Raw genomic sequence first — 24,144 nt, 5'->3', positions numbered from 1 at the left:
GCATGCCGCGAATTCACATCGACGCACCGGCATCGCTCCCACACGTGCCCGCCGAACGGATGCGTTGGCAGTCCGTCGTTACCGCGCTCGCCTATCCCGCACTGATCCTGACCGGGATCACACTGCTTGCACCGCGTTACCTCGCGCTGATGTTGCTCGCTGGACTTTTCCTGCGTTACCGGCGCAATTTGCGCACGCATCGGCTTTTGATGCCCATTGAATGGGCCGTCGCGGGCGGTTTGGCTGCGCTAGCGTGCGCCACGGCGATGAGTAATAGCGAGCTGTTACTACGTTGCTACCCAGTCGCGGTCAACATTGGGATGGGGATCACGTTCGCGATGTCGTTGCGCGCTCCGATGTCGATGATCGAACGAATTGCCCGGCTGCATCAACCCAACTTACCGGCAGACGCCACGCCGTACCTGCGCAAAGTCACGCGCGTGTGGATCGCCTTTTTCATGTTGAACGGAGGTATCGCGCTATTCACTGCGATCTGGACATCACGTGAGATCTGGTCGCTCTACAACGGCGCCATTGCCTACGTACTGATTGGTTTGATGTTCGCCGGCGAATGGCTTTATCGCCGGCGCATGCTTGCACGCAAGGCGTCTGTCGCAACGATTCCGGAGGCACAGGCATGACTACGCCGGAATCGCTCGTCCCGGCCCGTGCATGTACCGCGCTGGCCGAGCTGCTTCGCGCCCCCTTTCCTGCGTCTCAAACCGTTTGCGTGGATGGACGGGACCGCGCGGAAGCCTCGGCCTCGCTAAATATCGGCGAATGGCGTGCTCATGTGCACTTGCTGAGCGTCGCGTTCGCGGCGCATTCGCTACAGCGCATCGCGCTGTGTCTGGACGACCCGTTCGACATGAGTTGTGCGCTTTTTGCCGCATGGGCGGCCGGAAAAACGCCCGTCGTGCTGCCCAACACCCTGGCGAAAACCCGTGTGGACCTGGCTTTTGCTTACGATCTGGCCATCGACGCAGAAATGTTTGGATCAATAGCCAAGACCGGAGCCTATACAGATACACCCGCTTCGCTGCCCGCACTTTCGTCAACCTGCAAACTGGTCATTTACACCTCAGGAAGTACTGGCGAACCGAAGGCGATCACCAAGACGTTGATGCAACTCGACGACGAAGTGCAGACGCTGCATCGGCATTGGGGTGCGCGACTCCAGGGTGCCCTCGTCGTCGCCAGCGTGCCGTGCCATCACATTTATGGTCTCTGGTTTCGGGTGCTTTGGCCGCTGGCCGCAGGCGTGCCATTCGCACGACACACCTTTGCTGAACCGGCGCAAGCCCAACCTTGGCGAAGCTGGCCGGCGGTCGTGTGGGTCGCCGGACCCGCACAGCTGACACGCTGGCCCAAGCTGTTCGGCGAAGGTTTATGGGCAGATGCTCCGCGAGTGACCTTCTCCTCGGGAGGCCCATTGCCTGCGGAGGCCGCACAACAATACTCGAACACGCTACCGGCGATCACCTCCGATGACCATGCCGCGCCCGTTGCCCGCACACCGATCGAAGTCTTCGGCAGCACGGAAACGGGGGGCATCGCCTGGCGCCAACAAGACATCACGCCTCGCTGGACACCGCTTGACGACACTGACATTCGCATCGATGCGGAAGGCGGACTAGAAATACGCTCACCACGCGTCAATGACGGGCAATGGTGGCGCACCGACGACGGCGCAGCCATCCACGCAGACGGATCGTTTGCCTTGACGGGGCGTCTGGACCGGATTGTCAAGATTGAAGGCAAACGACTCGCGCTGCCGAGCGTAGAAGCTGCATTGACGCGTCACGCGTGGGTCAACGATGCCACCGCGCTCGTCATCGCCGGGCGTCCTGCGGTTGCCGTGGTGCTAAGCAAGTCGGGACGCCTTGCGTGGAAGACACAATCGCTCAAGGTCGTTCGCGAAACGTTACGTAGTACGCTGGCTGAGACATTTGATTCCACCGTGCTTCCCCGGCGCTGGCGCTTCCTCGCGGAATTGCCTGTCAACGAACGTGGCAAGCGCACCACTGCCGACGTGGCCGCATGCTTTGCCCCGGCCTCGCCTTGGCTGCCGTCAATATTGGGTGTCCGTCCGAGCGATGGGGAGGCGGTAACTGCCCCCCATTCGCCCCCCTATTCCGTCGTGATCGCCCTTCGCGTGCCGGTCGATCTTGCTCACTTCAAGGGCCACTTCCCAGGTCTGCCGCTACTACCCGGTGTCGTATTGATCGATTGGGCAAGTCGATTCGCTTTCGAACACGCGCGCCGAGATTCCGTCCAGCTAGCCTGGGTGAACCACACCCCGCTATCGTTGCAGCAGGTCAAGTTTTCAGCCCCCGTGCTGCCGGGCACCCTATTGGAACTCACACTGACGTACGACGCATCGCGCCATCGCGTTCAGTATCGTTACGATGGCACGCAGGCCACTGCGGCAACAGGCTATCTCGCCTACGCTACGCCGCTCGCACTTGCCGCAGAGGTATCTCAATGACACCGGACTTCACCCCCGTCTCGCCGGGGCATGGCTTCGTCCCGTGTGTACTGATCCCTGTGTATAACCACCCGATGCACATACGCCGCATCGTGGATACGCTCGTTGCGAAAGGCATACCGGTCCTGTTGATCGACGATGGAAGCGACGCACCGACTCGGGCAGTCCTTGAGGCCATTCTTGTCACACATGCCGGTGCGGTCACGCTGGAGCGACTGCCGCAAAATCTCGGCAAAGGCGGCGCCGTCACCCACGGCCTGCTACGCGCGCATGCGCTCGGCTACACACATGCGTTGCAAGTCGACGCCGATGGACAACACGATCTGGCCGACGTACCCGTATTTCTCGACGCGGCGCTCGCATATCCGGATGCCGTCATCTGCGGCACACCTCTTTACGACGCCTCGGTTCCCAAGGGAAGGCTCTACGGTCGCTACATCACGCATTTCTGGGTGTGGGTAGAGACGTTATCGTTTGACATTGTCGATTCAATGTGTGGCTTTCGCGTCTATCCGCTCAAAGCGACGAGCGCGGTATTGTCACGCCACCGCCCCCCCGCACGCATGGCCTTCGACACCGATATTCTGGTGCGACTCCACTGGCGTGGCGTGGCCATTCACAACATGCGAACACGTGTCGTATATCCGGAAAATGGGATATCGCATTTCAAAATGGTCGGCGACAACATAGGTATTTCGCTCATGCACACGAGGTTGGTACTCGGCATGATTCCGCGCGCCCCGGCGCTGATATGGCGGAAGCTTCGTCGCCCGGCGACACAGGATGCAACGGCGAAGCGAGCGAGTCTCGATGTCGACGTCGCCTGGTGGCGCCGTCCCGAACGCGGCAGCTTGCTGGGCATGCGCTTGTTGGCAATCGCCTGCCGATGTTTCGGATTGGGCGCTGCGCGCGCCTGCCTTGTGCCTGTGGTCGCCTATTTTGCATTGAAAGATGTGACAGCGCGCGCTGCCTCCCGCGACTATCAGCAGCGACTCCGAAATGCGGCGCCCGAAATCTCGCTCCCCCGCCCTACGTTCTGGCACACGTTCCGACATCTGCAAGCGTTTGCCAACGCGGCACTGGACAAGTTTGCCGCATGGAGCGGACTGCTCGGCGAGCGTCATGTGCAAATCGAGGACCCGGCCATCCTGGACAATGCGGCGAGCGATTCTCGCGGTGCACTGGTTATCGGCTCTCATCTCGGCAACCTGGAAATGACTCGCGCGCTTGCGCGCTCTCGCGGCATCGACAGGATCCACGCAGTGGTCTACACCCGCCATGCACAGCGATTCCGCTCAGTCCTCCACGGTGCAAATCGTGATTTCGCCGACAACCTGATCGAAGTCGACGACATCGGCCCCGCGACCGCCATCATGTTGCGCGAACGTGTCGATCGCGGAGACTGGCTCGTCATCGTTGGCGACCGTGTTCCGTCCAATGATGAGGGGCGCACCGTGCAGGCGTCATTCCTCGGTGCGCCGGCACCATTCGCTCAGGGACCATTCATTCTCGCGGCACTTCTCGAATGCCCCGTGTATCTGCTTTTCTGCCTTCGCGACAAGACGTCTTACCGGCTGTATTTCGAGCGATTCGCCGACATCGTGGAATTACCTCGCGGCAATAGGGAAAACGCTCTGCGCATTTACGCCGAGCGCTATGCGCATCGCCTTGAGTACTACTGCCGCCGGTATCCGATGCAGTGGTTCAACTTTTTTGATTTCTGGCGCGGCAAATCGCCGCAGTAATCATGCAACTCCCGACTTCACGCACCGACGCCTCTATCGGCCTCAACACGCCAAACTACCTCGTGCTGGGCGACGTATCCGTAAGCGATCCTGCACCTCAAGCCGCTGCACCCTCAGTGGTTTTCGGCGACTCACGCCTTGTCATCGAAGATATCGTTTCGATCGCCCACCGGGCACGAACGGCGCGATTGTCAACGAACTCCGCGTGGCAAGACCGTATCCGCCGCGGCGTGAGTGCGTTGCATGCGCATCTTTCGGCGGGTAATCCCGTCTACGGGGTGACGACCGGGTACGGTGACGCCTGCGTGGTCGACGTTCCCATGTCGCTCGTGGAAGCGCTGCCTGCGCAGTTGACGCGCTACCACGGCTGCGGCATGGGCGAATGGCTCGACGACGAGGCTGTCCGGGCGGTGATCGCTTGTCGACTGGCATCTCTGGCACAGGGATACTCCGCGGTACGCCCCGAGCTGTTGGCAGCACTGATTCACTTGCTCGATCACGACATTCTGCCCCGCATCCCGTCGGAAGGCTCGGTCGGCGCCAGCGGGGACCTCACCCCGCTGTCCTACGTTGCCGCGGCCCTGATCGGCGAACGGGACGTCAAGCACAATGGCCGCCTGTGCGCGGCTTCCGATGTCCTTGCCGCCACGGGGGGCGCACCGATTACGCTAGCGCCGAAGGAAGGACTGGCATTGATGAACGGCACAGCCGTCATGACTGCACTCGCGAGCCTGGCATTTGCGCGCAGCCGATCACTGGCCCGTCTGGCATCCCGACTGACAGCACTGACAACCGTGGCGCTCGATGGGCACGCCGCGCACTTTCATCCCACGCTGTTCGACGCCAAACCGCATGAAGGTCAACGTGACGCCGCGCGCTGGATTCGTGACGACCTCTGCGGACATGCGCCCTCCCCCGAGGCTCGGTTACAGGATCGCTACTCGCTTCGTTGCGCGCCGCATGTCATCGGTGTGCTGGTGGACGCACTCGGATGGGTGCGTCGCGATGTCGAAAACGAAATCAATAGTGCGAACGATAACCCTCTCATCGATCCGGACACCGGTGAGGTGCACCACGGGGGGAATTTCTATGGCGGCCACATCGCGTTCGCAATGGACAGCCTGAAGGTTGCGGTCGCCAACATTGCCGACCTTATGGACCGCCAGCTGGCCCTGCTGGTCGATGACAAATTCAACAACGGCCTGCCCCGAAACCTTAGCGGTTCGACCGGACCGCGTGCCCCCATCAATCACGGATTCAAAGCCGTGCAGATCGGCGCATCGGCATGGGCAGCAGAGGCGCTTAAGCACACGATGCCGGCGAGCGTCTTCTCACGCTCAACCGAGTCGCATAATCAGGACAAGGTCAGCATGGGCACCATCGCCGCGCGCGATTGCCTACGAGTGCTAATGCTGACCGAGCAGGTTGCAGCCGCCCACACCCTCGCCGTCGCGCAGGCCGTTGCACTACGTACCCGAATGTCATCCGACACGTCGTCGTTGTCTGACGCGTTGCGCCATTGGCTTGATACGGTCGCAACGCACTCCCCGTTCGTTGAGGAAGACCGGGCACTTGAACAAGAATTGCGTTCGGTTCGTACCTGGCTCGCCAACGGAGGCGATCTCTCCCATGACGAATGAGATGAACGGTCGCCGTCCGGAAAAGGCACCTTGGCTGGTAGCAAGCGCCGACGTCGAAATCCCCTTTCATGACGTCGATGCCATGGAAGTGGCGTGGCATGGGCACTATGTAAAGTATTTCGAGATTGCACGCTGCGCTCTATTGCGGCGCTTGAACTATGACTATCCGCAGATGCAGGCGTCAGGATACTTGTGGCCGATCGTCGAATGCCATCTCAAGTACGTCCGCCCGGCCCGCTACGGGCAACACGTACGCGTGAGTGCGTCATTGATCGAGTACGAAAATCGCCTGCGTATTGCCTACGAGATACACGATATCGCCACGCATCAGCGCCTTACAAAAGGCTACACGATGCAGGTAGCGGTCGACGCACGCACTGGCGAAATGCAATTCGTGAGCCCTTCGGTGGTGAGTGAGAAGCTGGAGGCTGCATGGATCGCCGGCTAACGCCGCGCGTTGCCGGCATACTGATATCGGCAACGCTGGCGCTCATTACGCTATCCCCGACGAACACGGTGAGTGCCCAGACGTCGACCGCAAATGCGCCGTCCGGCGCCGATCTGGTTTTGCTGCAGAGGGTTCTGTCTCAACTCGGTATTCATCCGGTGATCAATGCCGATTTTTTGCAGACACGTACGTCCCCTCTACTGACAACACCCGCAATCACGCGAGGCAAGCTGGTGTTTGCACGGGAGCATGGTGTGATCTGGCAAGTACAAGCGCCGCACCCTCAATGCTTTATTTACGGCCGTACGCGCAGCGCTCGCCTCGACGCAGAGGGTAATGTGCTGTCGCTCGACACACAGCCGTCTGCGATCACGCAACAGGTCACTGAATGGTCGAATGCACTGATGCGCGGCGACACCAGCGGCCTTGCCTCCCAGTTCACCGCTACCGTCAATGGCACCCTGAATCAATGGCAGGTGGTGCTTACGCCAACGCAACCGCAAATTGCGCAAGCGGTGAAACGCCTCACTCTCGCTGGCGACACCGTAGTCCGCAGTGCATTGCTCGAAACCCGTCGCGGCGAATCCATTAAATGGCAATTCGATAAAGTACGAACGGCAGACCAGCCCGACGCTCGCGAACAACGCTTGTTCAAGGTTGTGGAATGACGCGAAGCGCTCAAACATTACGCCGACTGGCAGTCATCGGCCTCGTCGTCAGCCTGACGTTGCTTGGCGTCTGGCTGCTCGGTGTGCGTCATCTGCCCTTGCAGACGAACATTCTGTCATTGCTACCCGCCACTGAGCGCAACCCGGTTGCCGAGCAAGCGGTAGAACATCTGGCAGGCAGCGTGAGTGACCGTGTGGTGATCCTGATCGGTGCGGCCGACGCCACTACGGCACGGGCGGCCGCACAGCAATTCGATACGCTGGCGCGTGCCAGCAATGCATTTTCCAGCGTACAGGGAAAGGTCCCGCCGTTCGACCCGACATTCCTCTCGAACTTCTATCTGCCGTATCGCTTTACCCTGCTGACGCCTGACGACCGTGCAGAACTGCAAGCGCAGCTTCGTGACAGAACGTCGGGCGAAACGCACCCCCTGCAACTCTCTTTCTCCCACTCCCCCGTCGGGCTCACCGAGGCGGCAGACGACCCCTTTGGCTGGCTGGATCGCTGGCTAGCGCATCTGCCGTTCGCACAATTCCGGATATCGCCGGATCAAGGTTGGTTAAGTGCTCGCCAGGATGGCAAGACATGGATTCTCATCCTGCTGCAAACACGTGGCTCCGCGTTCGACACCGCAGTGCAACAACGAGTACTCCGGGTTATCTCCCAAGCTCAAGCGCAGGTTGCCGACACCTTGCCCGGCGTACAAGTGCTTCGCAGCGGCGCCGTCTTCCACGCAGCCTCCGCGAGATCACAGGCCGAAATGGAGCTGCACCGCATTGGCGTCGTCGCCACGCTCGGCATTGCTCTCTTGATGTTGTGGGCGTTTCGCTCCGGACGTGTGCTCGCCATGGGATTGGCAACAATCGCCTTTGGAACACTTTGTGCAGCCGTCACAACATTGGTCGTCTTCGGCGAACTTCACTTGCTGACGCTCATTTTTGGTGCGGCACTGATAGGGGAAACCGTCGACTATGCAATTCAATATTTCGTCGGTATTGGCGGCCTGGCGCGCGAAGATTCGCAGCGCGTCCTGCCAGCTATCCAACCAGCCCTGCGCATCGCACTTGCGACAAGTGTGCTTGGGTATGCTGTGCTCGGGATAGTGCCATTTCCGGCGCTGCGCCAAATTGCCGTATTTGCGCTTGCCGGACTGCTTTCGTCGTATGTGTTTGTCGTTTGGGCACTTCCCGCGTTTTTGCCCCGACAAGTCCCGCCGCTACGCAACCCTGTCATCTCGTTGGCGCTACGCTGGTTGCACATCTGGCGCGGCGCGCTGGCCGGTCGGCGTGGCACCGTTATCGGTTGCGCAATTGTGCTGGTATGCCTGCCCGGCTGGTGGCGACTGAGCGCCGACGACGACATTCGTCATCTGATTTCTCGCGAGCCGTCACTCGTTTCGCAAGAGGACTCCATCTCACAAATCACGGGTATCGACGCGACAACGCAATTCTGGTTAGTTCAAGCCGACAGCGAAGAAGCACTGCTCAGACGCGAGGAGCAACTCGGCGCTCGTCTCGATGCCGCCATCACAGACAAGCGCGCCCCCATCGCAGGCTGGACAGGCGTCTCGCAGTTCGTTCCGTCCGTGCAACGGCAACTGGACAATCGGGCGTTACTTGGGGCTGCTCGGTTCGACTCGCAGGAAACGCTTGTGTCGGCGATGAAACACGCAGGCTTTCGTACCGACTTCGCACAGCAATACGCTCAAGCCTACATCCACGAGAAGGAAGAACCGCCACTGCGCGTTGACCAATGGTTGGCGTGGCCTGGATCAACGCCGCTGCGCGCGCTGTGGATAGGTCGCCTGCCTCTTCGTGAAGATGCTGCCCCGAACACCACCGGCTCGTATCAATTCGCGAGCCTGGTGCGTCCATACGGCCTGCGCGACAGTGCCGCAGCCGCACGCCTCGCCGCCGACCTTCCCGGCGTCACCTACGTCGACAAAGCAGCCTCCATCTCGGCACTTTTCGCACGCTATCGCGTGGCCAGCAGCATGTGGCTTGCCGCGGCGCTAGCCATTGTGGCAACACTGCTGACCCTTCGCTATGGATGGCGTGGAGCCGTCGCCACCCTGTCGCCCACGCTGCTCGCCATCGCCGCCGTATTTGCGACTTTCGGATATCTCGGCATACCGCTCACGCTGTTTGCGCAAATGGGATTGATGCTAGTGCTAGGCGTCGGCGTTAATTACGCCATTTTTCTACGCGAAGGCGAACGTCGCGCAGGGGAGGACGAGCGTATGACAGCCATTGCGGTAGCCGGTACGCTGATGTCCGCGGCAACGACCCTGCTGTCGTTCGGGCTACTGGCCTTTAGTAGCATGCCAAGCCTGCATGCTTTCGGCCTGACCCTAACGACCGGGATCGCTCTTTCATTGCTGCTGGCACCCTACAGCCTGCGCTTCTCGGAGCATCGTTCATGAAGGCCCCCGTCTATCTTCACGCGCTGGGCATGATCAATGCGCTGGGCCACGATCTGCCTGAGATCGAATCTCGTCTGTTGGCGGGCGACACGTCGGGCATGCGAGCTTACGACCGCGGGCCTTCGGTAACGACGTTGCCATCATGCATCGTCGGTGCTGTGCGCCTGGCAGATCACGAATTGCCAGCCCTCCCCCAAAGACTTCAAAAGTACGACTGTCGCAACAACCGGCTTCTTGTCGCGGCCGCAGAGCGCTTGCGCACAACCCTCACGCATCACGTCGCCCGGTATGGCGCTGCGCGAATCGGCGTGGTGATCGGCACCAGCACCTCAGGTATCGACGAAGGGGGAGCGGCGCTGCACATGCTCGCAAACTCCGGCACGCTGCCAGCGAACTATCACTATCTACAGCAAACCCTCGGAGCGCCGTCCCGATTCATCGCCGACTTGTTGGGCATACTCGGCCCTGCATACACGATTTCGACGGCTTGCACCTCCAGTGCCAAGGCGTTCGGTGCAGCACGACGGCTCATCGACAACGATATATGCGATGCCGTTGTCACTGGCGGAGCGGACGCGTTGTGTCGATTGACGCTGGGGGGCTTTGGCGCACTGGAATCGCTTGCAAGCGGCCTCACACGCCCAATGAGCCAGGATCGCGATGGGATCAACATTGGCGAAGGCGCGATGCTCTGCCTGATGTCCCGCGAGCCGAGCGACGTTGCGCTAACGGGCATTGGAGAGACCAGCGATGCCCATCACATATCGTCGCCCTCACCCGACGGCGGCGGTGCGCTCGACGCCATGCGCATCGCCCTCACCAACGCACGTCTCGCTGCATCCGATATCGAGTACGTACATTTACATGCGACCGGCACCCCGAAGAACGATGCCATGGAAAGCCTTGCGACTTACACGTGCGTTGGTCCCTCTACGTGGGCAAGTGGCACAAAGGCAATGACCGGGCACCTACTCGGTGCCGCGGGCGCTACCGGCATCGGATTTTGCTGGCTCGCACTAACCGGCGACGGCCGTCTTCCGCCACATGTCGGTGACCATGAAATCGACCCGTCGCTGAGTCCCCTACGATTCGCACGAGTGGGCACAACCCTGGGTCGCCCTCCCAACCACGTCATGACCAATGCTTTTGCCTTTGGTGGCAACAACGTCAGTGTGATTCTCTCGAGGACCGGGACCCGATGACTTTGACCACCTCCGCAGCCTACCCGCCCATCGATGAGTTGCTACCTCATCGTGCGCCTATGCTGCTGATCGACACAGTTGTGACACACGACGCGGCGTCTATCTGCGTTCAGGCGACGCCAGACATGCGGGCATGGTATGCGGACCCGCAAGGCGACATGCCGATACATATCGTCATCGAACTCATGGCGCAGGCCATCGCTGCGCATGAGGCGCTTACGCGCCGCGCGAATGGCCAGCCCCCGGCCCCGGGGGTGCTGCTCGGTACGCACCGCCTCGAAGCCACTGTGGCTTCGTTGCAAGGCGGCAAGCCGGTCCTCGTCTACGCCAGTTGTGTGCTGCGCGACGGTACCGGCAACGGCGCCTACGACTGTACCGTGCAAAGTGACGGCGAATCGGTCGCGACTGCGACGATCAAGGTTCACCAGCCAACCGATTTTTCTGCATTCTTGTTGGAGCATCTCATATGACTCGCCGAGTTCTCGTCACAGGCAGCAGCCGAGGCATCGGACGCGCAATTGCCCTGCGCATCGCTAAAGAGGGATTTGCCGTCACAGTCCATTGCCGTGAACAAATCGCTCCCGGCGAAGCCACTGTGGCGGATATTCGTCTCAATGGAGGTACCGCGCATCTGCTGCAATTCGACGTACGCGATCGCGATACCTGCCGTCGCGTGCTTGAAGCCGACGTTGCCGAGCATGGCGCGTACTACGGCATTATCTGCGGCGCTGGCATCACACGCGATAATGCGTTCCCTGCTCTCTCGGACGAAGACTGGGACAGCGTAATCGACACAAGTCTCGATGGCTTCTTCAACGTGGTTCACCCGCTGACCATGCCCATGGTTCGTCTTCGCGCCGGCGGACGCATCGTCACAATAGCATCGGTCTCGGGGGTCATCGGGAATCGCGGTCAAGTGAATTACAGCGCCGCAAAAGCCGGTCTGATTGGCGCCACCAAGGCGCTTGCAGTCGAACTGGCGTCACGCCGGATCACGGTGAATTGCGTTGCACCCGGGCTGGTTGACACGGGCATGCTGGAAGGTATCCCGATGGAGGAGGCGCTGCGCATGGTACCCATGAATCGTATCGGTACACCGGACGAAGTGGCCCATGCGGTGACATTCCTGATGTCCGACGGCGCAAGCTACATCACCCGGCAGGTTATCGGTGTCAACGGAGGAATTGTCTGATGAATCGCGTTGTTGTCACCGGATTCGGTGGAGTCACTGCCCTAGGCAATCGATGGGAAGACATTGAGGCCGCGTTGCTTGCCGGAAAAAATGCAGTCCGCAAGATGCCGGAGTGGGACTATTTCGAACTGCTCAACGGGCGTCTCGCCTGCCCAGTGGAAGATTTCGCGCCACCCCCTCACTGGCCGCGCAAGCAACTACGATCGATGGGGCGCGTTGCGCAGCTCTCGTTGCGGGCAACCGAGTTTGCGCTTGCACACGCAGCATTCGACGTCAGCGCTTATGACCGTGGACAGATCGGTGTGGCCTACGGGTCCTCGTCCGGAAGTATCGCCCCAATCCACGCTTTCGGTGTCATGGTCGACACCGGCTCCATGGCGGGTGTCACGTCGACAAGCTACATCCAGATGATGCCGCACACGACAGCCGTCAATATCGGCGTTCATTTTGGGTTGCAAGGCCGCATCATCCCGACCTCAAGCGCGTGTACGTCGGGCAGTCAGGCGATCGGATACGCGTATGAGGCAATCCGCTTCGGCCGCACGCAGATCATGCTCGCCGGTGGCGCCGAAGAGCTTTCAGGGCCGGGTAGCGCGGTGTTCGACACACTATACGCGACCAGCACACGAAATGAGGAACCCGAACTTACGCCCCGTCCATTCGATGCGGCGCGCGACGGTCTGGTGATCGGTGAAGGCGCGGCGACTCTGGTTCTCGAATCGCTGGAACATGCGCAAGCGCGCGGTGCGACGATTTTTGCAGAGATCGTGGGCTTTGGTTGTACATCGGACGGCAATCACGTGACGCAACCGACAGCCGAGACCATGGCCCGAGCCATGGAGCTAGCGCTTGCAGATGCCGGCCTTCGCCCCGACGCCATCGATTACATCAGCGCCCATGGTACGGCAACCGATCGTGGCGACATTGCCGAGAGTGAGGCCACCAACAGAATATTCGGCAGCGAAGTACCGATCAGCGCAATGAAAAGCTATCTCGGCCACACACTCGGTGCGTGTGGCGCCATCGAAGCATGGTGGGCGATTGAAATGATGCAGCGCAATTGGTTCGCAGGCACACTCAATCTGGATGTTCCCGACGCAGCTTGCGCCTCGCTGGACCATATCGCCGGCGCCCAGGGGCGGATGCTCGAAGCCCAGTGCATCATGAGCAACAACTTCGCGTTTGGTGGCATCAACACGTCATTGATTTTCCAGCGATTCGCCGCCTGAGGGCAAATTCATCACCTTACGTCGTCCGGAAGCCGTCGCCGCTAGCGCTCGCTCACCGCACCATCCCGATGACTGTCACCCATCACAAACCTGAAAACGGAGAAAATATGCAGACTCGTCGACGCATGCTCGTCGCCTCACTTGCGCTCGCGGCCACGGCCATTTTCACAACGACTGCCCAGGCAGCACGCCCGGCCGTACCGATCGTGCCGCATGACAGCATTTCGATCATCTCGGGCAGCGGAAAATCGCTTTCGCTGGACGATGTTCGCGGTGCAATCACCCGAGGCGCGGCCGCTCATGACTGGACCGTCAGCGAAGTTCAACCCGGTGAGTTAGTAGCATCCATCAACGTACGCAACAAACATTATGCGTCAGTGATGATCAAGTACAGCGAAACCATGTACTCGGTGACATATCGCGACAGCACGAACCTTGAGTATCAACTCTCTGGTACGAATTCCGCACCAACGCGCCGCGATGACTTTAATTCGGCCCTGCCCGCCAACACGCCGATGATCCATCCGAACTACAACCGCTGGGTCGATACGCTCATTCGCGATATCAACCTCGAATTGCGCCGCCTCTGATACCCATGCTTCATCGCACCGACAGTTTGCACCGAGTGGTGATCACAGGCATTGGGATGGTGTCCTCCATAGGACATTTTCGCAAGTCTGTCATTGACGCACTTCGCAGTCGGACAAGCGGAGTCCATGAGGCGCCGGATTACGTCGCTCATGGCTTGCGCACAACCGTTACAGGGCGTCCCCACCCGGAGTCGCTGAATGAAGCCGCTCTCCCCCGCAAGCTGCGACGTTTCATGGGGGATACGGCGCGTTACGCGTGCCACGCTGCCCTGAGCGCCGTCGAAAATGCCGGACTCGATAGCAAAACACTGGCGAACGGCCGATGTGGCGTTGTCGTCGGCTCGGGGACCGGCGCGATGAAGGATTTTGAAGAGGCCCTGCACACAGCTCGTGAAGGTGGCGCGTCGCGTGTCTTACCGTATGTCGTTCCCAGAGCCATGTCGAGCACTGCGCAAGCGTCGATTTCCGCGTTGCTCGACCTCCGGGGCGTCGGCTACGCAATTTCATCAGCCTGTTCGACGTCGATTCACTGCATCGCGCATGCCGTCGACCTACTCCGTCTTGGCCGTCAGGATGTCGTGCTGGCGGGAGGTAGCGAAGAAGCCCCATGGGGTGCCGCAATGTGCTTCGACGCCATGGGCGTGTTGTCGCGGGCTCACAACGCGACCCCGACGCAGGCTTCGCGTCCTTTCGACGCAGATCGCGATGGATTTGTACTCGGCGGCGGCGCAGGTATTCTTGTACTTGAAACCCTCGACCACGCCGTAGCTCGGGGCGCCCCCCTGCTCGCCGAGATCACCGGCGTCGGCGCCGCAACGTGTGCTTCCAGCCCCCTCGCCATCGATGAAACGACTATGTCAAATGTGGTTCGCGCCGCATGCGCAGACCTCACCACGCCGCCGTCGTTCATCAGCGCTCACGCAAATGGCTCCATCGAAGGCGATATGGCCGAATTGAGGGCATTGGCGGCCGCATTCGGCACACCGTCCGAGATTCCTCCTATTACGTCAATCAAGGCGCTCACGGGGCACACGATTGCAGCCGCGGGCGCCATGCAGATTGCCTGTGCCCTCTGGGCCATTCATGACAACTTTCTTCCCGGCACCGCAAATATCGATCGACTGCCCCCCGAAACCACCCACTTTCCCATCTGCATCGAAACGAAAGACACCAACGTGGACAGTGCCTTGATCAACACATTCGGATTTGGAGGCACCTACGGCGCGCTAACGTTGGCTCGCGTCTGACTCGCCACGGCCCCGCGCTCAGACAAGGGGCTTCCTCGCGACGACATTCACCAGTGTTTCTTCGCGCTCGCCAAAAACGGGCCGGTGTTGCAACTTCAAACGCTCAAGGAGTCCGAAGTCCTTCGCGCGACTCCACCACAAGTATGGATAAGACACATTCTCGGAAGCGAATGTGAAACCCGCAGCGCGAATCATGTCCAGATATCCCGCAGCACTTCGCTGAACATGCATTGGATGACGGAACAACAATCGGATAACCCACGACCGAATATAAGCTTCCGTGGATTCCGCAAAAAGCAGTAGGCCACCCGGTTTTAGCACACGATAAAACTCGGCCAAAGCCGCTTCCTGATACACCAGATGGTGAAACGTCTGGTGGCAGAAGACAATGTCGCAACTCGCGTCGGACATCGGAATCTCAGAACAATCCCCTACCCTTAACTCGACGCAAGTCCCGGTTGCGCGCGCATGTTTTTCCGCGTCGGCTAACCCTGGAATAAAGCAATCGAAACCGATCAACCGCGACGGGGATAAGTAGCGCGCGAGTAGTGGGAGCGATTGACCATGACCGCAACCGGCATCAAGAATGACGGGGGACGACGGCACCATCCCGCACGAGAGTCGCAACAGGTCTTCAATGGCAACACGTAGCACATGGTGACGCCAGGTGTACGTTTTCAAAAACCAATTCCCGAAGCGGGTCTCCGGAACATAGGCCTTCGCCGGGGATTCGGGAGATGGATCAGCAACAATGGTCACAATAGCAAATGCCGTTCAGGCGGCTTGTCTGATGAACATCAGGGTATTGTGCCAACGGCTTCCCCCCATGCAAAGTACCTAAGACACAATACCCCTTAAATTCAGGGGTACAAACCAATCTTGGGGAAAAATCCGTGATCAAACCAGCCGCACGACCTGCTTGCCGAAGTTCTCGCCCTTGAGCAAACCGAGGAATGCGGATGGCGCGCTTTCGATGCCCTGCGTCATCGTCTCGCGATAGCGCAACTCGCCGGCCGCTATGGCATCGGTCAGTTCCTTCAACGCTTGCGGCCAGACGTCCATATGCTCGGTCACGATGAACCCTTCGAGCTTCACCCGCTGGGTCAGGAAGATCGACGGGTATTTCAACGGAATGGGTTCGCCGTTATAGCCCGCGATCATGCCGCATAGCGCCACGCGGGAATGTGCGTTCAGATTGCGCATCACCGCATCGAACACTTCGCCGCCAACATTCTCGAAGTAACCGTCGATGCCATCCGGCGCCGCACTACGCAGGGCGTCGTACACGTTGCCTGCCTTGTAGTCGACACACGCATCGAAGCCCAGCGTCTCGACGACGTACGCGCATTTCTGTTCGCCGCCAGCGATGCCCACGACACGGCAGCCGGCACGCTTTGCGAGTTGGCCGACCACACTGCCCACGGCCCCCGACGCAGCACTGACCGCAATCGTCTCGCCCGCTTTGGGGCCAATGATTCGGTTCAGGCCGTACCACGCCGTGACGCCCGGCATGCCCGCCGCGCCAAGATACGCGCTCATGGGCACGCGCGCATCGTGAAGACGGCGCAGGTTGCTGCCATCCGAAATTCCGTACTCCTGCCAGCCGAACATCGCCGTTACGGCGTCGCCCGGCTGCCAGTCGGGGTGACGCGACTCGATCACTTCACCGACGGTGGCGCCGATCATCACCGTGTCCAGCGGCTGGGGCGGTGCATACGACTTCGTATCGTTCATGCGCCCGCGCATGTAGGGGTCGAGCGACAGGTAGAAATTCCGAACCAGCACCTGCCCCTCGCCAAGCTCCGGCAGCTCAGGGGCAGCCAGATGGAAGTTGTCGAGCGTCGCCTCGCCTTTCGGGCGAGAGACCAGCAAAATCTGGCGATTGATCGTCATAAAGCTTCCTCCGTAGGAATCGCGTTTGCGGGACGCGGGGCCTCAGTCCCCGCTCGGCTCACCGGGACGTCGTTGCTCGCGCACTTCGCGTCCGACGGCAAGACGACGCAGATACTTGAACGTCCCCATCGCTTTGGCGACGAGCTTGCCGTTGGCGTCGCGCACCTCGCCCTCGCAATAAGCCATCGTCGTCGAACGGTGCAGCAGGCGTCCGAACGCCTGCATCTCGCCCGACCCAGGTTGCATGAAACTCGTCTTCATCTCGATCGTGACCACGCCGGTGCCCTCAGGGGCAACGCTACGGCTGGCCGTACTCATTGCCATGTCGAGCAGCGCCATCGTGACACCGCCGTGCATGACTTCCCAGCTATTGAGATGCCTGGCCGAGAGTGCCAGCCGCAATGCCGACTCGCCGTCTTCTGCGCGCAGCAACTCGATACCCAGATGATCGGTAAATCCCGAGCGAATGGAGAGCGTACTCATCGGGGACTCCTGCCACCTGGGCCAAAACGGTAAAACGTGTCCATCGTCATGTCTTCATCTGTCGGCGCACCGCCCAATGCACTGCGCCCTTTTCCATCGGTAATTGAATCGGTTACTTGAATCCGGGATGCCGTCGACTGATTCTCGCAATGCTTCACGCAATGACTCACGCGACCTGTCACGCCCCCATCACGCACTAATCACGCGAGACACCTGCCGCCGTTAGCGACGCCCATGCCTTCGCCAGCGAGCCGTCAAGGTCGATGGCCCGGCACGCGTGTTCGATGACACTCACGTCGAAACCCGCCGCCTTCGCATCGAGCGCACTCCACGCGACGCAGAAATCCGTCGCAAGACCCACGCAGTGCACACGCCGCACGCCCTTGTCGCGAAGATAGCCGGCGAGTCCCGTCGGCGTCTTGCGGTCTGACTCGAGAAACGCCGAATAGCTGTCGACGTCGACCTGATAGCCCTTGCGTATCAACGCCTGTGCGTGCGGGATGTGCAAATCCGCGTGCAGTGCCGCACCGTGGGTATTCTGGACACAATGGGCGGGCCACAACACCTGCTCGCCATATGGCAGCGCAACGGTCTCAAATGGCTGACGCCCCGGATGATTGTCGGCGAACGACACGTGGGCCGCCGGGTGCCAGTCCTGCGTCACCACCACATGAGCGAACTGGCTCGCCAACGCATTGATCGCCGGCACCACCTCATCGCCATGTGGCACGGCCAGCGCACCACCGGGCATAAAGTCGTTCTGCACGTCGATCACGAGCAACACGTCGTCCATCGGTTTCATGTCGTTCCCTCTTCCTTCATCATGCCGGTCGTGTGGCTTGTCGCATCAGCCGTTAAAACACTTGCCGGCCTGCGCCAATTCGACGAGGCGAGCCGCCGGCGTCCAATCCTCGCCATGCGCCGCTTTCTCGAACGCCTGAACGCGCGCCAGCACCGTGTCGAGACCGACCATATCCGCATAGAGCATCGGGCCACCGCGCCACAGCGGGAAGCCATAGCCGTTCAGATACACCATGTCGATGTCCGACGCGCGAGCGGCAGTCCCATCGGCGAGCACTCTTGCGCCTTCGTTGACCAGTGCATAAACCAGTCGGTCGACGATTTCTTCGTCGGAAAACACCTGAGGCACGATGCCGTTCGCTTTCCGGTACTCGTCGATTATCTGGGCGACCTTGGCCGACTCCCTCGGCGTGCGGTCACCCTCGGCGTAGTCGTACCAGCCAGCATGCGTCTTCTGTCCGAAACGCCCCGCCTCGCACAGCACGTCAGCAATCTTGGGATACACAATGCCGGGGTGTTCCGCATGACGGCGCTTGCGAATCGCCCAACTGACATCGTTGCCCGCCAGGTCGCTGGTGCGGAACGGACCCATCGCGAAACCGAAACGCTCGATAGCGGCATCCACTTGCGCAGGCGTCGCCCCTTGCTCCACCATCCATTGCGACTGCTTGAAGTACGGTTCGAGCATGCGATTGCCGATGAAGCCGTCGCACACCCGCGCCACCACGGCGAGCTTGCCGATGCGTTTCGCGAGCTTCATCACCGTAGCCAGCACGTCCTTGCCGGTATGCGCGCCGCGCACGACTTCCAGCAGACGCATCACGTTTGCCGGGCTGAAGAAGTGCATGCCGATGACATCCTGCGCGCGCGACGTCGTTTCGGCCAGGGCATCGAGATTCAGTGTCGACGTATTCGACGCCAGAATGGCGCCGTCCTTGGCCACCTTGTTCAACTCACGGAACACGACCTGCTTGACGCTCATGTCTTCGAAGACCGCTTCGACGATGAGGTCGGCTTCCGCTGCCGCTTCGAAATCGGTGCTGCCATGAATGCGCGCGAGACGTTTTTCGGCATCCTCTGCCGACAACTTGCCCCGGGTGACTGCGCGACCGTAATTGCTACGCATGGCCTCGACACCGCGTGTGAGGGCCGCTTCGGTCGTGTCGATCAGCGTGACGGGGATCCCGGCATTGGCAAACGTCATGGCAATTCCGCTGCCCATCGTTCCCGCACCGATCACCGCCACACGCTCAATATTGCGCACCGGCGTATCGTCCGGTACATCGGCGATCTTGGCAGCGGCACGCTCACCCAGAAACGCGTGACGCAGGGCCTTCGATTCCGGCGAGCTGACCAACGCCACGAAGCACTCGCGTTCGAATTTCACGCCCTCGTCGAACGGACGTTGCAGTGCGGCTTCGACGGCCGCCACGCACTTGTGCGGCGCGGGAAAATGCGGCTGTTCGCGCTGAACTTTCTCGCGTGCCGCGTCGATAGCCAATTGCGCGGAGCCGTCGGCATCACCAATGGCAACGTCGCGCAATCGCGGCAATGCCTCGCCCTTCGACGCGACATCGCTGGCAAAGGCGATGGCGCCCTTCAACAGATCGTCGTGGCTGCCTTCGAACATCTTTGCGAACAGCGTGCCGACCAGCGTTTCGGACTTCACGACGCGCCCGGACACCACCATGTCCAGCGCCCGCGCGACACCGATCGCGCGCGGCAGGCGTTGTGTGCCACCGGCGCCGGGCAACAGGCCCAGCTTGACTTCGGGCAACGCGATCTGGGCGCCGGGCAATCCCACCCGGTAGTGACAGGCCAGTGCCAGTTCCAGTCCACCGCCCATGGCGACGGCATGCACCGCCGCCACGACAGGCTTGGTGCAGGCGTCGAGCGCATTGATCACGTCGACGAGCAACGGGCTTTGGGTTGCCTTCGGCGTATTGAATTCACGGATGTCGGCCCCGCCGGAGAATGCCTTGCCCCCACCGATCAGCACCACGGCACGGACTTGCGAATCCGCCTGCGCCTGCGTCAACCCTTGAGCAATACCTGCGCGCGTGGCGTGCCCCAATCCATTGACCGGGGGATTCTCCAGTGTGATGACGGCCACGCCGTCACGAACTTCATAAGCCGTGCTCATCCTTGTCTCTTTCCTTATATTGTTGACGTCATTGGGGGCGCCGCGCGAAATGAAGCGGCGGCAAGACGATCGTTCGATTCTAGCGCAGCGCTACACCTCGAGCCATTCACGGCGGATCTCGGGCGCGGCTGCCAGCGCGTCCGGCGTGCCTTCGAACACCAGCGCCCCACGCCCCATGACAGCGACTCGCTGCGCACAGCTAAGCGCCAGTGAGAGCTTTTGCTCGACAAGTAGAATGGCGACCCCGGTCGCGCGCAGATCCGTAAGAATGCGGCCGATTCTCGCCACCACGCGTGGCGCCAGTCCCTCGGTCGGTTCGTCCACGATCAGCAGGTCCGGGCCCGCCATCATCGCCCGACACAGGGAAAGCAATTGCTGCTCGCCCCCCGATAGCGATGCGGCCGGTGCATCGCGACGCGGCGCCAGTTCTTCGAAGCGCTCGAAGGCCTGCGCAAGCGTCATACCCCGCACAGGGTCAGTCGAGGGGCGCTTCGCTCTCGCCCCCCCCAACCCCAGTTGAAGGTTTTGAAGCACGGTCAGTGGGCCGAAGACATCGCGCGTCTCGGGCACATAGCCCACGCCCAGCCTGGCGATCTGATGAGATGCCAACGAGACCAGCGATTGCCCGCGCCACCGAATCTCACCCTCGCGAGGTAATTGCCCCATGATGGCGCGCGCGAGCGTTGATCGGCCCGCGCCGTTGCGGCCGAGCACGGCGACGATCTCACCCGGCGCAACCCGCATCGTCACGCCGTGCAAGACACGGCTGCCACCGTAGCCCGCTCTGACGTCGATCAGTTCAAGCATCGCGTTCGCCTCCTGCACCCGCACCGTCCAACCGATCCGCAAATTCACCGAGATACGCCATGCGAACGTCGGGATGGGTGCGAATGCGCGCCGGCGTGTCGCACGCGATCACGGCACCACGCGCCAACACTGCGATTCTGTCGGCAAGCGAAAAGACGACCTGCATGTCGTGCTCGATCATGAGCAGCGAACGTCCCCGGCTGAGTTCGGCGATCAGTTCGACCATGCGCGCCGACTCCGACTGGCTCATGCCCGCCGTGGGTTCGTCGAGCAGCATCACACTGCCCGCCGACGCCGCGCACAAGCCGATCTCCAGCACTCGTTGTTCGGCGTAGCTCAACGCCCCCGCAGGCACGTCGCGGCGTGCTTCCAACCCCAAACGCACCAGCCACGCCTCGCTGCGACGAGTCACGTCGCTCAGTCCGCGCATACGGCGCCAGAACGTATAGCGATGCCCACTCGGCCACAGTCCCGCGCAACGCAGATGATCGATGACGCTCATTTGCCCGAACAGTTGCGACGTCTGAAAACTGCGAGACAACCCCAGCCGACTGATCACGTGCGGCGCACGCCCGGTGACATCGCGCTCACGCATCAGCACGCGCCCACTGTCCGGCCGCGTTCTTCCGGTGATCACATCGAACAAGGTACTTTTTCCCGCACCGTTTGGTCCGATGATCGCCAGCCGCTCACCTGGCGCAAGCGTAAGATCGACGCCGGTCAGCACCTGCGTGCGCCCGAACGACTTGCGCACGCCACGCACGCTCAGGGCTTGTGCAGACAGACCGTTTTCCAACGATGCCGCGCTCATTGGCGTTCCTCCGCGAGGAAACCGGCAATGGCCGCCTTGCCGCGCAAATCGCGGCCAGCAAACACCGTGACGGCGATGCCGACGATCAACGTCACCATCGCCACTCCCCACGCCCCGGAACCCAGACGCTGGCCCAGATTGCCCGGCACAGGTGCGCCGTCCACGGCAAGACGAATGCCGTAGGTCATTTCAACGATGGCGACCAGCCCCGCGACGGTGAGCACCAGACCGGCGCACAACAGCACGTAAGGCTTCCAGAGTGCACGCACGAAGCCATCTCGCCACGCCCGCCAGTGCAATGCCAGCAGCCCGGCGACACCGCCCGGCGCAAATATCACCACGGCGAGAAAACCGAGTCCGAGATAAAGCTGCCATGCGCGCGTGATGGTCGCGAGTACAACGGTCGCGAACACGCCGACGACCGCCCCCAGCATCGGTCCGGCAAAGTAGGCCGTGCCACCCAGCACCGTGAAGACGAGGACGACGCCCGAGCGCTCCAGACTGAACGTATCCGCACTCACCAGTTCGAAATTCAGTGCGCCCAACGAACCCGCGACGCCGGCAAACGCCGCCGCAATGATCTGCATGCGGTATCGCACCGCCGCAGGCGACTGCCCCAGAAAGGCGACGCGTCCGGCGTTATCGCGCACCGCGCGGGCAAGAAATCCCAACGGCGTTCGCGTCACGCCATACATCGCCGCGGCGCAGACGAGCAGCCACACTGCGACGAGGCCGTAGACCTCTCGCTGCGTCGCGAACGTCATGCCCAACCAAGGCGCGCCAAGCGTGCGATCGGTCGGAATGCCGCGCTCGCCACCGAACCATTCGGGCAACATGGCCGCCATCACCCAGACCAGTTCGGCCACCCCAAGCGTAATCATGGCAAACGTCATGCCCGCCCGACGTGTCGTGACATAGCCCAACGTCGCGCCCGCCACGCCACCGGCCAGACCACCCGCGAACGGCACGAGCGCCAACGACACCGGCAGCCCCTGCGCGCCGATGCGATTCATGCACCACACGCCCGCATAGGCCCCGATCCCGGCGTAGGTCGCATGGCAGAAGCTCAGCAAGCCCGTGGAGCCAAGCAACAGATTGAACGACAGCGCGAGGATGGCCGCCGTCCCCATCTGGGTCAGCAGCGTGAGCGCGGCATCAGACGGAAAGCACCAGGGAGCCACACCGAGGATGACGGCAAAGGCGCCCCACACCACCGTACGGCGCCGCCATGACACCGCGAGGACGTGCGGCGTGCCGACGATCATGTCGTCCATCACCCCTCCCTCACGCCAAAGAGACCGCGCGGTCGCCATAACAACACCGCGACCATCAACAGATAGGGGACGGCGGGCGCCAGTTGGGCAACGCTCAGATGGAGTACAGGCGCGAGCGCATCGCCGAGCGCGCCTTGCAGCCACGAGGGATCGAGTGTGGCATCGCTCGTGACGGCCCACGTTTGCAGCAGTCCGATCAGCAAGGAGGCCGCGAACGCGCCCCCCAACGAACCCAGACCGCCGACCACCACCACCACGAACACTACGCTGCCGACCGTAGCCGCCATGCCGGGTTCCGTCACCAGCACGTTGCCGCCCGCCGCCCCGGCGAGCGCCGCCAGCGCGGCCCCACAGGCGAACACGGCGGTGTACAGGGAGGGCACGTCATACCCGAGCGCCTGCGTCATCGCCGGCTGTGAAAGCGCGGCTTGCAGCACCAATCCGGCGCGCGTCGCCCGAAACGCCACCCAGACCAGCAACGCGATCGCACATGCCAGCCCCATCAGGAATAACCGGTAGGCCGGCACGGCAATTCCCGCGACGTGAACCAACACCCCCTCGAAGACCGTAGGCACCGCGTAATCGACCGGCCCACGGCCCCAAGCGAGCTGCACGAGCTCCACCACGATGTATGCCAGTCCGAACGTGGCCAGCAGTTCCGCCAGCGCGCCACGCGCACGCAAGCGCCGCAATACGCCACGCTCGAACAGCGCGCCGGCAACGCCGACGATCAGGGGCGCCACGATCAGCGCAGGCCAGAAGCCGATCGCCGTCGACAGTGCGTAAGCGAAGTAGGCCCCAAGCATGTAGAAGCTGGCGTGCGCAAAATTCAGCACGCCCAGCATGCTGAAGATGAGCGTGAGTCCGCTCGACAGCATGAACAGCAGCAAGCCATAGCTCACACCGTTCACAAGCACGAGGCCAGCGGTGGCACTCAGAAGATGCACTGCGTCTCCTTCGGAAAGCCAATGAAAGACAAGGCGCGGAGCGCCGCATCGGGGGAAATTCAGGCTGACATTATAGAGGGGACGTACGGCCGAAATCGCTCGGAATCGCTCGA

The 24,144-nt window shown here is 61.5% G+C and carries 22 protein-coding genes; 13 read left to right on the top strand and 9 right to left on the bottom strand.

Annotation, left to right across the window (positions count from 1 at the left end):
* Positions 1-2 precede the first annotated feature (2 nt).
* The 13 genes from A9762_RS17500 (at position 3) to A9762_RS17440 (ending at position 14,872) form a co-directional block, all read left to right on the top strand.
* On the top strand, positions 3-641 hold the full coding sequence (locus tag A9762_RS17500) for a hypothetical protein (protein WP_240493606.1): 639 nt from the start codon (positions 3-5) through the stop codon (positions 639-641).
* Entirely contained in the window at positions 638-2,488 is a 1,851-nt protein-coding gene (locus A9762_RS17495; RefSeq protein WP_069343288.1) for an AMP-binding protein, read from the top strand. The genes A9762_RS17500 and A9762_RS17495 overlap by 4 nt, the downstream gene beginning before the upstream one ends.
* Positions 2,485-4,233: a glycosyltransferase gene (locus A9762_RS17490; RefSeq protein ID WP_069343287.1), complete on the top strand. Its 1,749-nt coding sequence runs from the start codon at positions 2,485-2,487 to the stop codon at positions 4,231-4,233. The genes A9762_RS17495 and A9762_RS17490 overlap by 4 nt, the downstream gene beginning before the upstream one ends.
* A gap of 2 nt (positions 4,234-4,235) precedes the next feature.
* A complete protein-coding gene (hutH, locus tag A9762_RS17485; protein WP_083254028.1) occupies positions 4,236-5,873 on the top strand; it encodes a histidine ammonia-lyase in 1,638 nt (545 codons plus the stop codon).
* Entirely contained in the window at positions 5,863-6,321 is a 459-nt protein-coding gene (locus tag A9762_RS17480) for a thioesterase family protein (RefSeq protein WP_240493605.1), read from the top strand. Before hutH ends, A9762_RS17480 begins: the two co-directional genes overlap by 11 nt.
* A complete protein-coding gene (locus A9762_RS17475) occupies positions 6,306-6,989 on the top strand; it encodes an outer membrane lipoprotein carrier protein LolA (protein WP_069343285.1) in 684 nt (227 codons plus the stop codon). Before A9762_RS17480 ends, A9762_RS17475 begins: the two co-directional genes overlap by 16 nt.
* Positions 6,986-9,412, top strand: a complete 2,427-nt coding sequence (locus A9762_RS17470) for an MMPL family transporter (protein WP_069343284.1) — start codon at positions 6,986-6,988, stop codon at positions 9,410-9,412. Before A9762_RS17475 ends, A9762_RS17470 begins: the two co-directional genes overlap by 4 nt.
* Positions 9,409-10,614, top strand: coding sequence for a beta-ketoacyl-ACP synthase (locus A9762_RS17465; RefSeq protein WP_069343283.1), 1,206 nt, complete (start codon positions 9,409-9,411; stop codon positions 10,612-10,614). Before A9762_RS17470 ends, A9762_RS17465 begins: the two co-directional genes overlap by 4 nt.
* Positions 10,611-11,084, top strand: coding sequence for a hypothetical protein (locus tag A9762_RS17460; RefSeq protein WP_069343282.1), 474 nt, complete (start codon positions 10,611-10,613; stop codon positions 11,082-11,084). The genes A9762_RS17465 and A9762_RS17460 overlap by 4 nt, the downstream gene beginning before the upstream one ends.
* On the top strand, positions 11,081-11,806 hold the full coding sequence (locus tag A9762_RS17455) for a 3-ketoacyl-ACP reductase FabG2 (RefSeq protein ID WP_069343281.1): 726 nt from the start codon (positions 11,081-11,083) through the stop codon (positions 11,804-11,806). Before A9762_RS17460 ends, A9762_RS17455 begins: the two co-directional genes overlap by 4 nt.
* On the top strand, positions 11,806-13,035 hold the full coding sequence (locus tag A9762_RS17450) for a beta-ketoacyl-ACP synthase (RefSeq protein WP_069343280.1): 1,230 nt from the start codon (positions 11,806-11,808) through the stop codon (positions 13,033-13,035). The genes A9762_RS17455 and A9762_RS17450 overlap by 1 nt, the downstream gene beginning before the upstream one ends.
* Positions 13,036-13,103: 68 nt before the next feature.
* Positions 13,104-13,625: a hypothetical protein gene (locus A9762_RS17445; protein ID WP_139133277.1), complete on the top strand. Its 522-nt coding sequence runs from the start codon at positions 13,104-13,106 to the stop codon at positions 13,623-13,625.
* 5 nt (positions 13,626-13,630) lie between these two features.
* Complete coding sequence (locus A9762_RS17440; protein WP_069343278.1) at positions 13,631-14,872, top strand: beta-ketoacyl synthase; 1,242 nt, start codon at positions 13,631-13,633, stop codon at positions 14,870-14,872.
* A gap of 18 nt (positions 14,873-14,890) precedes the next feature.
* On the opposite strand, the gene A9762_RS17435 is transcribed toward A9762_RS17440, so the two are convergent.
* The 9 genes from A9762_RS17435 to A9762_RS17395 all read right to left on the bottom strand — a co-directional run bounded on the left by A9762_RS17435 (position 14,891) and on the right by A9762_RS17395 (position 24,031).
* Positions 14,891-15,634 carry a class I SAM-dependent methyltransferase gene (locus A9762_RS17435; RefSeq protein ID WP_371443110.1) on the bottom strand — a complete coding sequence of 248 codons (744 nt, stop codon included), beginning with the start codon at positions 15,632-15,634 and terminating at the stop codon, positions 14,891-14,893.
* Positions 15,635-15,769: 135 nt separating this feature from the next.
* Positions 15,770-16,765: an NADP-dependent oxidoreductase gene (locus tag A9762_RS17430; RefSeq protein ID WP_069343277.1), complete on the bottom strand. Its 996-nt coding sequence runs from the start codon at positions 16,763-16,765 to the stop codon at positions 15,770-15,772.
* A 42-nt stretch (positions 16,766-16,807) separates the two neighbouring features.
* On the bottom strand, positions 16,808-17,248 hold the full coding sequence (locus A9762_RS17425) for a PaaI family thioesterase (RefSeq protein ID WP_069343276.1): 441 nt from the start codon (positions 17,246-17,248) through the stop codon (positions 16,808-16,810).
* Between the two features lie 196 nt (positions 17,249-17,444).
* Positions 17,445-18,050 (bottom strand): bifunctional nicotinamidase/pyrazinamidase, encoded by a 606-nt coding sequence (gene pncA, locus A9762_RS17420; protein ID WP_069343275.1) that lies wholly within the window; start codon positions 18,048-18,050, stop codon positions 17,445-17,447.
* Positions 18,051-18,095: 45 nt separating this feature from the next.
* On the bottom strand, positions 18,096-20,192 hold the full coding sequence (locus A9762_RS17415; protein WP_069343274.1) for a 3-hydroxyacyl-CoA dehydrogenase NAD-binding domain-containing protein: 2,097 nt from the start codon (positions 20,190-20,192) through the stop codon (positions 18,096-18,098).
* A 90-nt stretch (positions 20,193-20,282) separates the two neighbouring features.
* The gene (locus A9762_RS17410) at positions 20,283-20,999 is read right to left on the bottom strand and encodes an ABC transporter ATP-binding protein (protein ID WP_069343273.1); all 717 of its coding nucleotides are present in this window, start codon (positions 20,997-20,999) and stop codon (positions 20,283-20,285) included.
* Positions 20,992-21,810, bottom strand: a complete 819-nt coding sequence (locus tag A9762_RS17405; protein WP_069343272.1) for an ABC transporter ATP-binding protein — start codon at positions 21,808-21,810, stop codon at positions 20,992-20,994. Before A9762_RS17405 ends, A9762_RS17410 begins: the two co-directional genes overlap by 8 nt.
* Positions 21,807-23,084: a branched-chain amino acid ABC transporter permease gene (locus A9762_RS17400; RefSeq protein ID WP_069343271.1), complete on the bottom strand. Its 1,278-nt coding sequence runs from the start codon at positions 23,082-23,084 to the stop codon at positions 21,807-21,809. The genes A9762_RS17405 and A9762_RS17400 overlap by 4 nt, the downstream gene beginning before the upstream one ends.
* Positions 23,084-24,031, bottom strand: coding sequence for a branched-chain amino acid ABC transporter permease (locus A9762_RS17395; RefSeq protein WP_083254027.1), 948 nt, complete (start codon positions 24,029-24,031; stop codon positions 23,084-23,086). Before A9762_RS17395 ends, A9762_RS17400 begins: the two co-directional genes overlap by 1 nt.
* Positions 24,032-24,144 lie beyond the last annotated feature (113 nt).

The organism is Pandoraea sp. ISTKB (assembly GCF_001721285.1).
GTDB classification, from domain to species: domain Bacteria; phylum Pseudomonadota; class Gammaproteobacteria; order Burkholderiales; family Burkholderiaceae; genus Pandoraea; species Pandoraea capi.
Note: the sequence above shows the minus strand (reverse complement) of the source record. Positions and strands in the feature narration are given on the sequence as shown.

Bases quoted from the DNA above. Each gene is read 5' to 3' on its own strand.
- A9762_RS17500 (WP_240493606.1), top strand. From the start codon at position 3: ATGCCGCGAATTCACATCGACGCACCGGCATCGCTCCCACACGTGCCC.
- A9762_RS17495 (WP_069343288.1), top strand. From the start codon at position 638: ATGACTACGCCGGAATCGCTCGTCCCGGCCCGTGCATGTACCGCGCTG.
- A9762_RS17490 (WP_069343287.1), top strand. From the start codon at position 2,485: ATGACACCGGACTTCACCCCCGTCTCGCCGGGGCATGGCTTCGTCCCG.
- hutH (WP_083254028.1), top strand. From the start codon at position 4,236: ATGCAACTCCCGACTTCACGCACCGACGCCTCTATCGGCCTCAACACG.
- A9762_RS17480 (WP_240493605.1), top strand. From the start codon at position 5,863: ATGACGAATGAGATGAACGGTCGCCGTCCGGAAAAGGCACCTTGGCTG.
- A9762_RS17475 (WP_069343285.1), top strand. From the start codon at position 6,306: ATGGATCGCCGGCTAACGCCGCGCGTTGCCGGCATACTGATATCGGCA.
- A9762_RS17470 (WP_069343284.1), top strand. From the start codon at position 6,986: ATGACGCGAAGCGCTCAAACATTACGCCGACTGGCAGTCATCGGCCTC.
- A9762_RS17465 (WP_069343283.1), top strand. From the start codon at position 9,409: ATGAAGGCCCCCGTCTATCTTCACGCGCTGGGCATGATCAATGCGCTG.
- A9762_RS17460 (WP_069343282.1), top strand. From the start codon at position 10,611: ATGACTTTGACCACCTCCGCAGCCTACCCGCCCATCGATGAGTTGCTA.
- A9762_RS17455 (WP_069343281.1), top strand. From the start codon at position 11,081: ATGACTCGCCGAGTTCTCGTCACAGGCAGCAGCCGAGGCATCGGACGC.
- A9762_RS17450 (WP_069343280.1), top strand. From the start codon at position 11,806: ATGAATCGCGTTGTTGTCACCGGATTCGGTGGAGTCACTGCCCTAGGC.
- A9762_RS17445 (WP_139133277.1), top strand. From the start codon at position 13,104: ATGACTGTCACCCATCACAAACCTGAAAACGGAGAAAATATGCAGACT.
- A9762_RS17440 (WP_069343278.1), top strand. From the start codon at position 13,631: ATGCTTCATCGCACCGACAGTTTGCACCGAGTGGTGATCACAGGCATT.
- A9762_RS17430 (WP_069343277.1), bottom strand. From the start codon at position 16,765: ATGACGATCAATCGCCAGATTTTGCTGGTCTCTCGCCCGAAAGGCGAG.
- A9762_RS17425 (WP_069343276.1), bottom strand. From the start codon at position 17,248: ATGAGTACGCTCTCCATTCGCTCGGGATTTACCGATCATCTGGGTATC.
- pncA (WP_069343275.1), bottom strand. From the start codon at position 18,050: ATGAAACCGATGGACGACGTGTTGCTCGTGATCGACGTGCAGAACGAC.
- A9762_RS17415 (WP_069343274.1), bottom strand. From the start codon at position 20,192: ATGAGCACGGCTTATGAAGTTCGTGACGGCGTGGCCGTCATCACACTG.
- A9762_RS17410 (WP_069343273.1), bottom strand. From the start codon at position 20,999: ATGCTTGAACTGATCGACGTCAGAGCGGGCTACGGTGGCAGCCGTGTC.
- A9762_RS17405 (WP_069343272.1), bottom strand. From the start codon at position 21,810: ATGAGCGCGGCATCGTTGGAAAACGGTCTGTCTGCACAAGCCCTGAGC.
- A9762_RS17400 (WP_069343271.1), bottom strand. From the start codon at position 23,084: ATGGACGACATGATCGTCGGCACGCCGCACGTCCTCGCGGTGTCATGG.